The sequence below is a fragment of the Streptomyces sp. NBC_01497 genome, assembly GCF_036250695.1.
Taxonomy (GTDB): Bacteria; Actinomycetota; Actinomycetes; order Streptomycetales; family Streptomycetaceae; genus Streptomyces.
In genome coordinates this window covers 3,306,955-3,321,231 of the sequence record NZ_CP109427.1, presented here as the reverse complement: position 1 = coordinate 3,321,231, position 14,277 = coordinate 3,306,955, and the positions used below count along the sequence as shown (strand labels likewise).

Sequence of the window (14,277 nt, the reverse complement as noted above, 5' to 3'; positions counted from 1 at the left end):
GTCCAGCGCCCACACGTACGCCTCCGCCCCGGGCGGCAACGCGCTCGCGCAGGCGGCGCACCACGGCTTCCTCTCGCCGTCCGGTGTGGAGGTGGTGTTCCTCCTCGTGGGCATCGTGACGTTCGGCGCGGCCCTGGTGACCGTCACCACCCGGCAGCTCGTGCACGCCGCGCTCTGGCTGGTCGTCGCACTCGGTGGCCTCGCCGTCGAATACCTGCTGCTCACCGCCGAGTTCATCGCCTGGGTGCAGGTCCTGATCTATCTCGGTTCCGTCGTCGTCCTCCTCCTTTTCGGTCTCATGCTCACCAGGGCCCCCATCGGCCGTTCGCCCGACGCCGACTCGGGCAACCGCGTCGCCGCCCTCGTGGTCGCCGTGGCCGCCGCGGCGACCCTCGTATGGGTGGTCGTGGACGCCTTCCGCGCGACCTGGATCGATCTGAGCGGGCCCGCCCAGGGCTCGACCAAGGTGACGGGGCAGTTCCTGTTCCGGCACTGGGTGCTGCCCTTCGAGGCACTCTCCGTCCTGCTGCTCGCGGCACTCGTCGGCGCGATCGTCCTGTCCCGCAAGCACGGCGCCCCCAGCGGTGCGGACCGCGCGGGCGGCGCCGGCGGCGCCCGGCCCGGGCCGCCCCGCACCGCCACCCGCCGTGCCCCGGCCCCGCGTTCAGGGCAGGGTGGTCGCTGATGCACCTTGTCTATCCCGCGGTCCTCGCGGCCCTGCTGTTCTGCACCGGCGTGTACGGCGTCCTCGCGCGGCGCAACGCGATCCTGGTCCTGATGTCGGTCGAGCTCATGCTCAACGCCGTCAACCTCAACCTCGTCGCCTTCGACGCGTGGCTGCGCGACACCCTGCACGCGGGGCAGGCGCTCACCCTCTTCGTCATCGCCATCGCCGCGGCCGAGATCGGCATCGGCCTGGCGATCGTGCTGACGGTCTACCGGGTGCGCGGCACCGCGGACATCGACCGGCTCCGCGACACCTCCGAGCCCGCGATGGACCGGGCGCCCGACGGCGCAGGCGACCCCGACGCCGGATCGGGACACCCCGACCACCCCGCCGGACCCGCGGCGACGAATGCCGAGGCCCCCGCGTGAGCACCACCACCCTCGCCGTCCTCGTCCCCCTTCTCCCGTTCCTCGGCGCCGCCTTCGGTCTTCTCACCGGCCGCGCCGCGCCCGCGCTGGTGCGTCCCCTCGCCCTGCTGCCGACGCTGTTCGCGGCCGTGTTCGCCGTGCTGGTCGCCGTCCGGCAGGGCGGTGGGGCCGGTGGCGGCACGCCGCCGCTCGACGCCGCGACCCGGCTCACGCCCACCGGCTCCGTCCCCATCGATCTCTCCGTGCACATCGACGGTTTCGCGGCGCTCGTCGCGGTGCTGGTCACCGTCGTCGCGACCTGCGTGCAGCTCTACTCGACGGGCTATCTGCGCCACGACCCGCGCTACCCCTCGTACGCCGCGCTGGTGTCTCTCTTCACCTCCGCCATGCTGCTCGTCGTCTACTCGGGTGACCTGATGGTGCTGCTGGTCGGCTGGGAAGTGATGGGCATCTGCTCCTACTTCCTGGTCGGCCACTACTGGGAGACGCCCGAGGCGCGCGCCGCCTCGATCAAGGCGTTCCTCGTCACCAAGCTCGGTGACATCCCCTTCCTCATCGGGCTGTTCGCCCTGGCCGCCGACGCGGGCAGCTTCCGCATCCCCCGGATCCTCGACACGGTCGCGGACGGCGGCCTGCACCACCCCACGCTGGTGGCGCTGCTGCTGCTCGCGGGGGTCGCGGGCAAGTCGGCCCAGTTCCCCCTGCACACCTGGCTGCCCGACGCGATGGCCGGCCCCACCCCCGTCTCGGCGCTCATCCACGCGGCGACGATGGTCGCCGCCGGCGTCTACTTCGTCGCCCGCCTCCTCCCCGTCTTCTTGGCGTCCACCGCCGCGCTCGTCGTGCTGGCGGTCGTCGCCGCCGTCACGATGGTCGGTTCCGCGCTCGCCGCGCTCGCGCAGGACGACATCAAGCGCGTCCTCGCGTACTCGACGATCGGTCAGCTCGGCTACATGTCCGGTGCGCTGGCCCTCGGCGACCGGGACGCCGCCGTCTTCCACCTCCTGTCGCACGGCGCCTTCAAGGCGCTGCTCTTTCTCGGCGCGGGCGTCGTGATCCACGCCGCGGGTACCAACTCGCTCGCCGCCATGTCCCGCATGGGCGGTCTCGCGCGGCGCATCCCCGACACCTTCCGGACGATGACGATCGGCCTGCTCGCCCTCGCCGCGATCCCTCCCTTCTCCGGCTTCTTCTCCAAGGAGTCGGTGCTCGGCGCGGCCGAGAACGCCGCACTGGGCGGCTCGGCCCCCGCCTCCGTCTCCGACGCGGCGCGCTCGGCCGCGGCTGTCGGCCCGTCCGCCGCCGGGGCGGTCGGGCCGACAGCCTCCGTCGTGATCGGCTGGACCGTGCTGCTCGCAGGACTCGCCGCAGCCCTCCTCACCGGCGCCTACGCCGCCCGCCTCTGGCTCCTCGCCTTCCGCGGCCGGGGCGCGCCCGCGCCCGACCACGGCCCGCAGCCCTTCGCCATGAACGCCGTCCTATGGGTGCTGGCCGTGCCGAGCGTCGGCTTCGGCGCGCTCGCCTGGTACCTCGGCGACTGGTTCGACGGTCAGCGGCTGACCCCCGCCCTGAACACCTCGGTCCTCGCCACGGGCCTCGCCCTCGTCGGGGTGGTTGCCATAGGCGCGACGTGGCGGCGCACCGCCCCGCTCCTCGAAGAGAGCCCTCTCGGGGCCGTCGCCGCACACCCCGACGCCGAGCCCGCACTCTCCGAGGCCGAGGCCATCGAGGCCCACCCCCTCGTGTACGGCGACATCGCGGACGCGGCCGACCCCGCCGACCCCGGTCGTCTGCTGCTCGGGCCGCTGCACCGGCACGCCGCCGCGGGCTTCCACCTCGACGCGCTCTACGACCTGCTGTTCGTACGCACCGTCGCGGCAGGCGCCCGGCTGGTCCGCTTCCTGGACCGGGAGGTCGTCGACACGTACGTGCGGGCAGCGGGCGCCGGACCCCGGCTGCTCGGCGCTGCCGTGCGCCGGGTCCAGACCGGCAACGTCCAGACCTACCTGAGCGCGCTGCTCGCGGGCTCCGTCGTGCTGGCGATCGCCGCCGTACTCGTCGCAGCGGGAGCGTGAGCCGTGCTCGATATCAGCGAATCCGTGATGAAGATCCTTCTCGCCGTGATCGTCGTGGGCCCGCTCATCGGCGCGGGCGCCGCGCTCCTGCCCGCACCACCCGGACTGCGGGGGCCGGGCCCCGAGCGGGCCGTGCTGCGCCACGGCGTGATCGTCACCGGCGTGGTCCTCGCCGCCGCGATCGCACTGGCCCTCGGTTTCGACCGGCACCACGCGTCGACCATGCAGGCCACGACGGACATCAGCTGGATCGCGGCCATGAACATCCGCATCCACCTGGGCATAGACGGCATTTCCCTCCCCCTTCTGGTGCTGACCGCCCTGCTGACCTTCCTCTGCGCTCTCCACAGCTACTTCAGGCCCCCGAAGGGACCCGGCGCGAAGGGCTTCGTGGCCCTCCTGCTCCTCCTCGAATCCGGCACCCTGGCGACCTTCGCCGTCCTGGACCTGATCCTCTTCTTCCTCGCCTTCGAGATGGTCCTCATCCCGATGTACTTCCTGATCGCGCGCTGGGGCGGCGACGAGGGCGTGACCGGCGGGCGGCAGGCTGCCGCCTCGAAGTTCGTCCTCTACACCGTGCTCGGCTCGGTGATCATGCTGCTCGGCCTGCTGCTGATCGGACTTCGCGCAGGTACGTTCGACATGGTGGCACTCGCCACTGACAACGGCCGGGGGCTGAGCACATCCACGCAGGTCATCGCGGTTTTGGCGATCGGCGTCGGGCTCGCGGTGAAGACCCCGATGTGGCCGCTGCACAGCTGGCTGCCCGATGCCCACACGGCCGCTCCGACCGTCGGCTCGGTCCTCCTCGCCGGCGTCCTGCTCAAAATGGGCACCTACGGATTCGTCCGGATCGTCCTGCCGATCGCCCCGTACGGCATGCGCGTCTTCGCTCCCTACCTCGCGGCTCTCGGCGTCGCCGGGATCATCTACGGATCGCTCGCGTGCCTCGCCCTCGTCCGGCGCGGCGCCGGCGGGGACCTCAAACGCCTCATCGCGTACTCCTCCGTCGGCCACATGGGCTTCGTGCTCCTCGGCATCGCCTCGATGACACCCACCGGGGTCAACGGCGCACTGTTCGCGAACATCGCCCACGGGCTCATCACCGGCCTGCTGTTCTTCCTGGTCGGCGGAGTCAAGGACCGCTACGGCACCGCGGACCTCGACACCCTCGCCGGGGCCACCGGCGCCGCGCTCTACGGTCGCGCCCCGCGTCTCGGGGGCCTCCTCGCGTTCGCCGCCGTGGCCTCCCTGGGGCTGCCGGGCCTCGCCGGGTTCTGGGGCGAGATGCTCACCATGTTCGGCGCGTTCCGCCCCGCCGCCGGGCTCAGCCGCCCGGCCTTCCTGACCTTCATGTCCGTCGCCGCGTTCGGGACCCTGCTGACCGCCGCGTACCTGCTGACCGTCGTGCGGCGCGTCTGCATGGGCGTACGTCACGGCGACGGTGCGACCGGGACGCCGGGCTTCGCGACCGGGGAGCCCGGCGGTCCGCTGCCGCGCCTGCCCGACGTGCGGGCCCACGAGCTGGCCGCCTGGAGTCCGCTCGTCGCGCTCACCGTCCTGGCCGGGCTGTGGCCCGCCGTACTGCTGGGCCTGAGCGACCCCGCCGTGCACCGGCTGCTCGCGGGAGGCGCCTCATGAGCGCAGGGACTCTCATCCAGTCCGTCGACTGGCTCGCCGTCGCGCCCCCCGCGATCACCGCGGCCGTCGCGCTGATCGTCCTCGTGGCCGATCTCTTTGTGGAGGAGCGCCGCAAGCCGCTCCTCGGCGGCCTCTCCGTCGGCGGTCTCGCGCTCGCACTGCTGTCCCTGATCCCGCTGCGTGCGGGCGACCGGGCCACCTTCTGCCTGACCGGCGGCGCCGACGGGCACGGCGGCCACCTGTGCAGTTACACCGCCGACCACTTCGCCCTGGTCATCCAGTTGCTGGTGCTCGGCGGCGCGCTCCTCACGGCCCTGCTGTCCATGCCGGGGCGCGCTGTCACGCCGGGCGCCGGCGGCACCGGCACGGGCGCGGCTGCCGGCGGCACGGGCGACGAGGCGGGTGCGACGGACGCCCGCCGACCGCGAGGAGCCGTAACAGAGGCGGGTGCGTTTCCCGGCGAGTACTGGTTCCTCCTGCTGTCCTCCGCCGCCGGCGCCGCTCTGCTCCCGGCGGCCCGCGACCTGGCCACGCTCGTCGTCGCGCTGGAGATCGCCTCGCTGCCCGCCTTCGCCCTGGTCGGGATCCGGCGCGGTGACCGGCTCTCCGCCGAGGCCGCGCTCAAGTTCTTCCTGTCCTCGGTCGCGGCGACCGCCGTGATGCTCCTCGGCGTCAGCTTCGTCTACGGGGCGACCGGCACGCTCCACCTGACCGCGATCGCCGCGGCCCTCCCGCACGTGCAGGGACAACTGCACATCCTCGCCAGGACGGGCGTCCTGCTCACCCTGGTGGGCTTCGCCTTCAAGACGGCGGCCGCGCCCTTCCACTTCTGGGTTCCCGACACCTACGTGGGCGCCCCCCTGCCGATCGCCGCGTACCTGTCCGTCGTCAGTAAGGCAGTCGGCTTCTCCGGACTCATCCTGGTCGCCGTCGTCGCCTTCCCGCCCTACGCGCACCTGTGGGGTCCCGTCCTCGCGGTGATCGCCGCGCTCACGATGTCCGTCGGAAACGTCGCGGCGCTGCGTCAGTCCGCCACCCGGGCGCGGGGCGCGGTCCGGCTGCTCGCCTGGTCCTCCGTCGCCCAGGCCGGCTACCTGCTGGTGCCGATCGCCGCCGCCGGATACGCGGGCGAGCGGCGTATCGGCTCGACCGTCGCGTACGCCCTGATGTACGCGGCCGTGAACCTCGGCGCCTTCGGGGTCGCCACCCTGGTGGCCCGTACGAGCCCGCTCAACCGGATCGAGGACTATCGGGGCCTGTACGCGCGCCGCCCGGTCACGGCGCTCGCGCTGGCCTTCTTCCTGCTGTGCCTCGCGGGGCTGCCGCCCGGCATCATCGGCCTCTTCGCGAAGGTCACCGTCTTCTCCTCGGCCGTCGACGCGGGCCTCGGCTGGCTCGCCGTCGTGATGGCCGCCAACGTCGCGTGCGCCCTCTACTACTACCTGCGGTGGACGGCCCTGTTGTTCCGGTCCCCGGATCCGGTGTCCGGGGATGCGGACGAGGCGCCCACGATCCTGCCCGGGGCCGCCTCCGTGACAGTGCCGCGCGCGCCGCGTCCCGTCGTGGCCGCCGTCGCCCTGGCGGCCGTCGCGGGCATCGCCCTGTCGGGCGCCCCCCAGCTGGTGCTGCGGTTCACGGACATGAACCTCTTCTGACCGCGCACGCCGTCAAGGAGGACCGGCCGCAGGGCCTCGTACGCCAGGCCCCGCACCTGGTGGCGGGTGGTGGGGATACGGACCCCGCCGCCCGTACGGCGCACTCGGCCGCCCCCGCGGGACCGGGGAACCGGATTCTCCCGCCTGGCGTTGACCAGTACGAAAGCGTCCACTTGTAGGAAGTGGAGCAGCAGCAAGCGAAGGGTTCCCCTGCCGCAGGACTTGGAGGGCCTACCGTGCACCGCCGGCACAACGGGCTGAGGACCGCCCTACTCCTCGGAGGACTGTCCGCACTCATCATCGTCATCGGCAGCTTCTTCGGCCGTACGGGCTTGATCGTCGCTGTCGTCGTCGCGCTCGGCACCAACGCCTACGCGTACTGGAACAGCGACAAACTGGCACTGCGTGCCATGCGGGCGCGTCCCGTCAGCGAATTCGAGGCGCCCGAGCTGTACCGGATCGTCCGTGAGCTCTCGACGGCGGCCCGGCAGCCCATGCCGAGGCTGTACATCTCACCGACGCAGGCCCCCAACGCCTTCGCCACCGGGCGCAACCCGCGCAACGCCGCCGTGTGCTGCACGGAGGGAATCCTGCAGATCCTCACCGAACGTGAGGTGCGGGGTGTGCTCGGGCACGAGCTGAGCCACGTCTACAACCGCGACATCCTGATCTCGTCGGTCGCCGGGGCGCTCGCCTCGGTCGTGCTGTTCCTGGTGAACTTCGCGTGGCTGATCCCGATCGGCAACTCGGACGACGACGAAGGCCCCGGCATCGTCGGCTTTCTTATGATCATGCTTCTGGGACCGCTCGCCGCGTCCGTCATCCAGCTGGCCGTCAGCCGCTCCCGCGAGTACCAGGCGGACGCCTCCGGTGCCCAGCTCACGGGCGACCCCGAGGCCCTGGCGTCCGCCCTGCGGAAACTGGACGCCGGCACCAAGCAGCTCCCGCTGCCCCCGGAGCCGCGCCTCGAAGCCGCGAGCCACATGATGATCGCGAACCCGTTCCGGCCCGGCCAGGGTGTCTCGAAACTCTTCTCGACCCATCCGCCCATGGCCGAACGCATTGCACGCCTCGAACAGATGGCAGGTCGCCGACCATGAAGACAATCCTCAACATCATCTGGCTCGTCCTGTGCGGCTTCTGGATGTTCCTCGGATATCTGGCCGCCGGACTGGTGCTGTGCATCACGATCGTCGGCATCCCGTTCGGGCTGGCCGCGTTCCGGATCGGCGCGTACGCGCTGTGGCCGTTCGGCCGTACGGCGATCGACCGCCCGGAGGCCGGCGCGGGGTCCCTGGTGGGCAACGTGCTGTGGGTGGTCCTCGCGGGCTGGTGGCTCGCGCTGGGACACATCTTCACGGGCATCGCGCTGTTCGTGACGATCATCGGGATCCCGCTGGCCCTGGCGAACTTCAAGCTGATCCCGCTCTCGCTGATGCCGCTCGGCAAGGAGATCGTTCCCACGGACCAGGCGTTCGCGCAGACCCGCTGGTAACCGGACCGGCGGCCGCCGCCGGCCCCCGATAGACCCCACCGGGCCCCGTCTGCGTTTCCGCCGGGTCCCGTTCCACCCGGCCCCCGTTCTCGTTCCACCGAGCCCCGTCCCGTTCCACCGAGCCCCGTTCCCGTTCCGGACCGGCTCCTCCGAGGCCGGGCCGGGGCCCGCTGAGCCCCGACGTGGGGGTCCGGCGACGGGACTGTCAGTGCCCCCGTCCATGATGAGCACATGAGGTTCACGGACGCCGCGCAACCGCGTGGCGTCCGTGCCGCGTCTCAACAGGCGACAACACCGCGGGAAGACAGGCACGACGTACGCGAGCGTGCGTGAAGTACACGGAAGAAACGGGTGCATGGCATGGGCGTCATCGGCTGGATCGTGCTCGGCCTGATCGCCGGCGCGATCGCGAAGGTCCTCCTCCCGGGCAGGGACCCGGGCGGCATCATCGGCACCGTGCTGACCGGCATCGTCGGCGCGTTCCTCGGAGGCTGGATCTCGGCCAAATGGCTCGACCACCCCATCAACAAAAGCTTCTTCGACGGCCCGACCTGGATATCCGCCATCGGCGGGGCGCTGGTGCTGCTGATCGCCTACCGCCTGATATTCGGCAACTCCCGCGACCGCCGCTGACCCGGGCCGCCGCCGCTGACCCGAGCCGCCGTCACCGCACGGCACCGCCGCGTGTCCGGCGCCGGTCCCGGCGCCCGGCACGAGAGGGTCAGCCGAGACCGGTCTGGCGCAGCGTGATGTTCAGCCGTCCGCCGCTCATCCCGGTCCCGGGCCCGGCCGTCCCCGGATACACCTTCGGCACGGCGTGGTACGCGAGCCGGGAGGGCCCGCCGAACACGAACAGGTCGCCCGAGCCGAGCTCGACGTCCGTGTAGGGCCGCCCCCGGTCCTGCGTGTTGCCGAAGCGGAAGACGCACCGGTCACCGATGCTCAGCGACACGACGGGCGCCAGGGACTTCTCGTCCTTGTCCTGATGCATGCCCATCTTCGCGGCACCGTCGTAGAAGTTCACGAGAGCGGTGTCCGGCGCGTAGAGACCCTGTGCGTACGACTCCGCGCCGGGGACGCCCGTGTACGCGGCGGCCACCGCCTCCCGCCCCAGGTCGCCGAGCCAGTCGGGGAAGTCCACGACCCGCTCGCCGTTCACGTCACCGGCGGCGCGCGTGTAGCGGTACGGCTGCCAGTGCCAGCCCACGCACACCGTTTGTACGGACATCATCCCGCCGCGCGGCAGCCGGGTGTGCCGCATGGGAACGGGGCCGGCGGCCCAGGCCCGGCAGGCCGCCACCAGTTCGCGCTGCCGCTCGGGCGACAGCCACCCCGGTACGTGCACGGCGCCGGGCGCCACGACCGCGCGAGGCCGTGGGAACAGCTCGCCGGTGCCCGTGCCCGTCCCTGGAGTCACCGCGGGAGCGCGCCTTCCAGTCCGAGCAGCCGCTCCTTGTGCCCGAGTCCGGCCGCGTAGCCGCGCAGCGCGCCGTCCGCGCCGATCACGCGATGGCAGGGCCGCACGACAAGCAGCGGGTTGCGGCCGATGGCGGACCCCACCGCGCGCACCCCGGCGCCACTCGCGCCGACCTGCACGGCGATCTGCCCGTACGTCGCGGTCGTGCCGTACGGGATGGCGTCGACGGCTCGCCACACCCGGCGCCGGAAGTCCGTGGCGCCGGGCCCCTCCGCGTACGCGATGTCGAAGCGGGTGCGCTCGCCCGCGAAGTAGGCGGCGAGCTGGCGGGCGATCTCCGTGAACGCGGCGTCGTCCCGCACCCAGCCGTCCAGCACCCCGGCGGCGCCCTTCTGGCCCGGCAGTGCGAGGGAGACCAGCGCGGTGCCGCCGGGAGCGTCCGGTGCCGCCTGCCCGGAGAGCAGCAGCTCACCGAGGGGACTGCCGACGGTCGCGTACAGGGTCGTGGGGACCGTGGGCGGGGTCACGCGTGTGGTCACTGACATGTCCGACTCCTTTCCTCGGATGCCGAGTCTGGTCGGACCCGGACCAGGAGACCGGCGGTTTCCGGACATCGCAACCGCCGCCTCGGTTCCCCGCCCGGGCTCCCGTACGACCCGGGCCCTCGCTCGCGGGCCCCGGGCGCCGGGTCCCGGGGCTCAGCCTCGGCTCCCGCGCCTGAACGCCGCCGCGGAGGCGCGCCCCCGGCCGCCACCCACCGGCCGCCACCCCCCCGGCCGACGGTCAGCGGTAGTTGACGAACTGGAGCGCGAACTCGAAGTCCTTGCCCTTGAGCAGCGCGATGACGGACTGGAGGTCGTCCCTGCTCTTGGAGGTGACTCGGAGCTCATCTCCCTGCACCTGCGCCTTGATGCCCCGGGGGCCCTCATCGCGGATGATCTTCGCCACCTTCTTGGCGTTGTCCTGGGAGATGCCCTCCTCGACAGTGGCGAAGATCTTGTACTCCTTGCCGGAGAGCTGCGGCTCGCCCGCGTCCAGCGACTTGAGCGAGATACCCCGCTTGACCAGCTTGGACTGGAAGACGTCGAGGATGGCCTTGACCCGCTCCTCGGCATTCGCCTCCATCAGGATCTTCTCGCCGGACCAGCCGATCGAGGCGCCGACGTTCTTGAAGTCGAAGCGCTGCGAGATCTCCTTGGCGGTCTGGTTGAGGGCGTTGTCGACCTCCTGCCGCTCGACCTTCGAGACGATGTCGAAACTGGAGTCGGCCATGTCCTTGTGGCTCCTTGATGTCGGTGGGGGTCCCGGCGCGGCGGTTCTCACCAGCCCGGTCACGGCCGCACACGAACCGACCGCTCCACGCAAGCCTAGTCACCCCGCCGTGCGGGAAGGACGGATCAATCCGGTGGCGGAGCACCCTTCCCGATCGGGTATCGTTTACGACGTCGCCACGGGGTGCTCACCCAGGTGAGCCCCGAAAAGCGACACATCCCATGGCGGTGTGCCCGAGTGGCCAATGGGAGCGGACTGTAAATCCGCCGGCTTAGCCTACCCAGGTTCGAATCCTGGCGCCGCCACGTGGAACAAACGGCCCCTGAACTGCGAGACGCAGATCAGGGGCCGTTGTGCTGACCGCGCCGGTTCGGAGGGGGAACGGTTGTGGACGTGGTGTCGTGGGTGTCCGCGGGGGTCGCGCTCGCCAGTGCCTCCGCGACCGCGGTCCTCGGGTACTGGCAGCAGCAGCGGCTGCGGACCATGGAGCAGCGCACGCTCATGGATTCGTACGGCGCGTCCCTCGCGTGGGCCGCGTTCGACTTCCAGGGGAGGGTGTTCAACATCCTGCGCGGGCACGTCGTGGACCGCGCGCCCGGTGAGAGGGTCGGCTACCTGACGTCGTTCCTCACGCGCGGTACCGAGCAGGAGGCCGAATACGCCCGCCGCAGCACCGTGTTCGTCCTGGCCGAATACCTGGGCTGGGTGGAGATACTCCGGCGCGATGTGCAGTTCCTGGACCTCGGCAACTCGGCGACGAACCGCAGCGTGATGGCGCAGATCTCCAAGGTCGGGCACTCGCTCAGCGCGATCGCGCCGGACAGCAACGAACTGCGCCTGTTCCGCGCCGAGCAGCGCGCGGTGGGGGAGCTGATGGTGCATCCGGACGGTGATCCGAAGCGGCGCCGGTGTCTCGGCTTCGCCGAGTTCTGTGCCCGGCTCGATCACGACGAGGCATTCCGTGGCTGGTTCCAGCGGTTGCTGGACGACGTGGACGAACTGGCCGTCGACACCGGCCCGGCCGTGCCGCGACTTGAGGACATTCAGCGTCAGCTGGTCATGCTGCTCGATCTTCTGGACCCCCGGGCGGAACGTTTTCCGCAGTTCCGGGGCGTGTTCGACCCTGAGCGTGCGGCGCCGCGTCAGGACGACGCCTCCTGAGGGGACCGGGACCGGCCCTCGGCCGGCCGGGGTCTTGGGGCGTCGACTGCCGACGGGGTCCGGACCGCTCCCACCGAGGGTCCCGGGCGCCGGCCCGGACGGCCCGCTCCGCGCGCTCGGGGACCCGGGCGGCCTGGCTCCGCTCGTTGCGTGTCCCGGACGCCGGCCCTGACGGTACCTGCCGCGCCCGATCGCCCGACCACGATCTCTTGACAAGTACATGCGAGAAGTAAAGGCTCTGAGAGCGCTCTCAGAGGCTCGACCGCCGCCCCATCCGGTGGTCCCGCCGTGCTGACCGCGTGTTCTTTTCCGGGTCGGACAAGGCCGTCACCTGGCTGGGCGGCCGGCACGTCCGCTTCGTACTTCCGCAGCCAGGGAGGAACAAATGCCCCCCACAGCTCCGTCAGCTCCGTCAACACCCACCGCGCTCGCGACACGGACCCGTCGCCGCCGTACCACCGTGCGGCTGACCGCCTCCGTCGCGATGGCGCTCGCGCTGTTCGGCGCCGCGGCCACCGCCTCGCCGTCCACGGCCCTCGCCGCCGACGCGCCCCTCGGCACGGCCGTCGCGGCCGCCCCCGCGGGCGAGAACCCGCCGGACTCCTTCTGGGGCGACACGAGCTCCATCCCGCCGGCGCAGAACGTCCTCACGGTCAAGATCCTCAACCGCACCAACGGCGCGTACCCCGACGACCAGGTGTACTGGAAGTTCGGCGACGAGGAGCACTCGATCGCCGAGCAGCCGTACGTCGACATGCCGGCCAACTCGGCCGGCCGGATGTACTTCTACCTCGGCTCGCCGGACAGTCAGTACCAGGACTTCATCGAATTCACTGTCGGCGCCGGGGTGTTCAACGGCAACACCACCCGCGTCGACGCCTGGGCCCTGCCGCTCGCCATGCGGCTGCACGCGAGTGACGGCTACGACGCCCAGGTCGGTGACAGTTACGACGTCTTCCAGCAGAGCAGGGACGCGCTGTTCCAGCAGTTCAAGAGCGAGGTGCCGACCGAGTTCCAGGGTCTCGCCGACGTCCGGGCGCCGTACAGCATCCCCGCGCCCGGCGGTTCGCCCGACTTCCAGGCCGGAGGCGAGTACGCCGACTACTTCACCGGTTACGCCCAGTCGGTCGGTGTCAACGAGTCGACGTCCAACATCACGGGCTGCGCCGGGTCGCTCGCCTCGAACGCCGCCCTGTGCGCGGCGCTCAACCGCCATGTGGCGCAGTTGCCGGCGGACCAGCAGTCCGACCCGAGCCAGTACTACAAGACCGGTCCGGCGAACTACTACGCGAAGTTCTGGCACGACCACGCCATCAACGGGCTCGCGTACGGCTTCCCGTACGACGACGTGGCGGGTCAGTCGTCGTTCGTCTCGCACGCGAACCCGCAGTGGCTCGAAGTGGCCGTGGGTTTCTGACGTCACGACGGTTCGGAGTCGCCGAACTGCCGGACGTAGGTCCCTGACGCCACGACACCTCTGGCCCGGCACACTGCCGGACGTGGGTTTCTGACGCCATGACGGCTCGCGACCTCGGTCGGGGCGGGGGCGCCCGGATGCCGGGCCTGGCCCTCCGCGACGGCACTGACCACGGGCTGACCGCGGCCCCTGCCCGCACCTGCTCCGGTGTGGACGGGGGCCGTGGCCGTTCCCGTGGCTCGCGCCGGCGGGACGCCCGTCCCGGGCTGCGAACCCGTCAGCCCCCGGCCACCGCCCGCACCGCGTCCGCCACCGGAGTCGTACCGCCGATCAGTTCGAGTGTCAGGCCCGCAGCGCCCGGCGCCCCGAGGAGCTCCGCGATCACCGCGGCGACGTCGTCGCGCGACACCGAGCCGCGACCGGTCTTCTCGGCCAACTCGACGAGACCCGTACCGGCGTCGTTCGTCAGCGCGCCGGGCCGCAGCACCGTCCAGTCGAGGGCGGACCTCGCCCGTACGGCGTCGTCCGCCGCGCCCTTCGCCCGCAGGTACACGTCGAAGATCTCGTCGCCCTCATGGGCGGAGTCCGCGCCCATCGACGAGATGATCACATATCGGCGTACGCCGGCCTTCTCGGCGGCCTCCGCGAGCAGTTCCGCTCCGGCGCGGTCCACCGTCTCCTTGCGTTCCGCCGTGCTGCCGGGGCCCGAACCCGCCGCGAACACCACGGCGTCGGCGCCCCGCAGGGCCGTCGCGAGTTCGTCGGCCGAGACCGACTCCAGGTCGAGCACGACCGCTTCCGCGCCCGCGGTCACCAGATCGTCCGCCTGCTCCGGGTTGCGGATGATGCCCGCGACCTCCTCACCGCGCGCGGCGAGCAACCGCTCGAGCCGCAACGCGATCTGACCGTGTCCTCCTGCGATGACAGTGCGCATGGTCACGACGGTACGTCGGCGGGCCGCTTCCCGCCGAACGGGATCACACGCCGCTGGGGCGGGGCGGCCGAACGCGCCGGGGCCGTGCACCGTTCGGCACCGTCGGGCATGAGGT

Annotated in this window: 14 protein-coding genes and 1 tRNA gene; 11 read left to right on the top strand and 4 right to left on the bottom strand. The window is 71.7% G+C overall.

Annotated features, from left to right (window positions below; genetic code table 11):
• The first annotated feature begins 85 nt into the window (after positions 1 to 85).
• From OG310_RS14175 to OG310_RS14140, 8 genes are all read left to right on the top strand, one after another.
• Entirely contained in the window at positions 86 to 685 is a 600-nt protein-coding gene (locus tag OG310_RS14175) for an NADH-quinone oxidoreductase subunit J family protein (protein WP_329460171.1), read from the top strand.
• Positions 685 to 1,095, top strand: coding sequence for an NADH-quinone oxidoreductase subunit NuoK (gene nuoK, locus OG310_RS14170; protein ID WP_329456243.1), 411 nt, complete (start codon positions 685 to 687; stop codon positions 1,093 to 1,095). The genes OG310_RS14175 and nuoK overlap by 1 nt, the downstream gene beginning before the upstream one ends.
• Positions 1,092 to 3,170, top strand: coding sequence for an NADH-quinone oxidoreductase subunit 5 family protein (locus OG310_RS14165; protein ID WP_329456242.1), 2,079 nt, complete (start codon positions 1,092 to 1,094; stop codon positions 3,168 to 3,170). The genes nuoK and OG310_RS14165 overlap by 4 nt, the downstream gene beginning before the upstream one ends.
• A gap of 3 nt (positions 3,171 to 3,173) precedes the next feature.
• Positions 3,174 to 4,811: a complex I subunit 4 family protein gene (locus OG310_RS14160; protein WP_329456241.1), complete on the top strand. Its 1,638-nt coding sequence runs from the start codon at positions 3,174 to 3,176 to the stop codon at positions 4,809 to 4,811.
• The gene (locus OG310_RS14155; protein ID WP_329456240.1) at positions 4,808 to 6,466 is read left to right on the top strand and encodes an NADH-quinone oxidoreductase subunit N; all 1,659 of its coding nucleotides are present in this window, start codon (positions 4,808 to 4,810) and stop codon (positions 6,464 to 6,466) included. The genes OG310_RS14160 and OG310_RS14155 overlap by 4 nt, the downstream gene beginning before the upstream one ends.
• A 236-nt stretch (positions 6,467 to 6,702) precedes the next feature.
• The gene (htpX, locus tag OG310_RS14150; RefSeq protein ID WP_329456239.1) at positions 6,703 to 7,566 is read left to right on the top strand and encodes a zinc metalloprotease HtpX; all 864 of its coding nucleotides are present in this window, start codon (positions 6,703 to 6,705) and stop codon (positions 7,564 to 7,566) included.
• Entirely contained in the window at positions 7,563 to 7,961 is a 399-nt protein-coding gene (locus tag OG310_RS14145) for a YccF domain-containing protein (protein ID WP_329456238.1), read from the top strand. The genes htpX and OG310_RS14145 overlap by 4 nt, the downstream gene beginning before the upstream one ends.
• Before the next feature lie 360 nt (positions 7,962 to 8,321).
• Positions 8,322 to 8,594, top strand: coding sequence for a GlsB/YeaQ/YmgE family stress response membrane protein (locus tag OG310_RS14140; protein ID WP_329456237.1), 273 nt, complete (start codon positions 8,322 to 8,324; stop codon positions 8,592 to 8,594).
• Positions 8,595 to 8,682: 88 nt separating this feature from the next.
• Here the strand turns inward: OG310_RS14140 and OG310_RS14135 are convergent, their stop codons facing one another.
• The 3 genes from OG310_RS14135 to OG310_RS14125 form a co-directional block, all read right to left on the bottom strand.
• Positions 8,683 to 9,378 (bottom strand): alpha-ketoglutarate-dependent dioxygenase AlkB family protein, encoded by a 696-nt coding sequence (locus OG310_RS14135; protein ID WP_329456236.1) that lies wholly within the window; start codon positions 9,376 to 9,378, stop codon positions 8,683 to 8,685.
• The gene (locus tag OG310_RS14130) at positions 9,375 to 9,923 is read right to left on the bottom strand and encodes a methylated-DNA--[protein]-cysteine S-methyltransferase (RefSeq protein ID WP_329456235.1); all 549 of its coding nucleotides are present in this window, start codon (positions 9,921 to 9,923) and stop codon (positions 9,375 to 9,377) included. The genes OG310_RS14135 and OG310_RS14130 overlap by 4 nt, the downstream gene beginning before the upstream one ends.
• A gap of 238 nt (positions 9,924 to 10,161) precedes the next feature.
• A complete protein-coding gene (locus OG310_RS14125; protein ID WP_329456234.1) occupies positions 10,162 to 10,650 on the bottom strand; it encodes a YajQ family cyclic di-GMP-binding protein in 489 nt (162 codons plus the stop codon).
• A 223-nt stretch (positions 10,651 to 10,873) separates the two neighbouring features.
• Between OG310_RS14125 and OG310_RS14120 the strand changes: the two genes are divergently transcribed.
• The 3 genes from OG310_RS14120 (at position 10,874) to OG310_RS14110 (ending at position 13,228) form a co-directional block, all read left to right on the top strand.
• Positions 10,874 to 10,955, top strand: a tRNA-Tyr gene (locus tag OG310_RS14120).
• Positions 10,956 to 11,037: 82 nt separating this feature from the next.
• Entirely contained in the window at positions 11,038 to 11,811 is a 774-nt protein-coding gene (locus OG310_RS14115; RefSeq protein ID WP_329456233.1) for a hypothetical protein, read from the top strand.
• Positions 11,812 to 12,196: 385 nt separating this feature from the next.
• The gene (locus OG310_RS14110; protein ID WP_329456232.1) at positions 12,197 to 13,228 is read left to right on the top strand and encodes a glycoside hydrolase family 64 protein; all 1,032 of its coding nucleotides are present in this window, start codon (positions 12,197 to 12,199) and stop codon (positions 13,226 to 13,228) included.
• A 277-nt stretch (positions 13,229 to 13,505) separates the two neighbouring features.
• Here OG310_RS14110 and OG310_RS14105 read toward each other — a convergent pair whose 3' ends face one another.
• The gene (locus tag OG310_RS14105; RefSeq protein WP_329456231.1) at positions 13,506 to 14,162 is read right to left on the bottom strand and encodes an SDR family oxidoreductase; all 657 of its coding nucleotides are present in this window, start codon (positions 14,160 to 14,162) and stop codon (positions 13,506 to 13,508) included.
• Positions 14,163 to 14,277: the final 115 nt, after the last annotated feature.

Excerpts from the sequence above, each read along its gene's own strand:
- nuoK (WP_329456243.1), top strand. The coding sequence starts at position 685 with ATGCACCTTGTCTATCCCGCGGTCCTCGCGGCCCTGCTGTTCTGCACC.
- OG310_RS14155 (WP_329456240.1), top strand. The coding sequence starts at position 4,808 with ATGAGCGCAGGGACTCTCATCCAGTCCGTCGACTGGCTCGCCGTCGCG.
- OG310_RS14145 (WP_329456238.1), top strand. The coding sequence starts at position 7,563 with ATGAAGACAATCCTCAACATCATCTGGCTCGTCCTGTGCGGCTTCTGG.
- OG310_RS14140 (WP_329456237.1), top strand. The coding sequence starts at position 8,322 with ATGGGCGTCATCGGCTGGATCGTGCTCGGCCTGATCGCCGGCGCGATC.
- OG310_RS14130 (WP_329456235.1), bottom strand. The coding sequence starts at position 9,923 with ATGTCAGTGACCACACGCGTGACCCCGCCCACGGTCCCCACGACCCTG.
- OG310_RS14125 (WP_329456234.1), bottom strand. The coding sequence starts at position 10,650 with ATGGCCGACTCCAGTTTCGACATCGTCTCGAAGGTCGAGCGGCAGGAG.
- OG310_RS14110 (WP_329456232.1), top strand. The coding sequence starts at position 12,197 with ATGCCCCCCACAGCTCCGTCAGCTCCGTCAACACCCACCGCGCTCGCG.
- OG310_RS14105 (WP_329456231.1), bottom strand. The coding sequence starts at position 14,162 with ATGCGCACTGTCATCGCAGGAGGACACGGTCAGATCGCGTTGCGGCTC.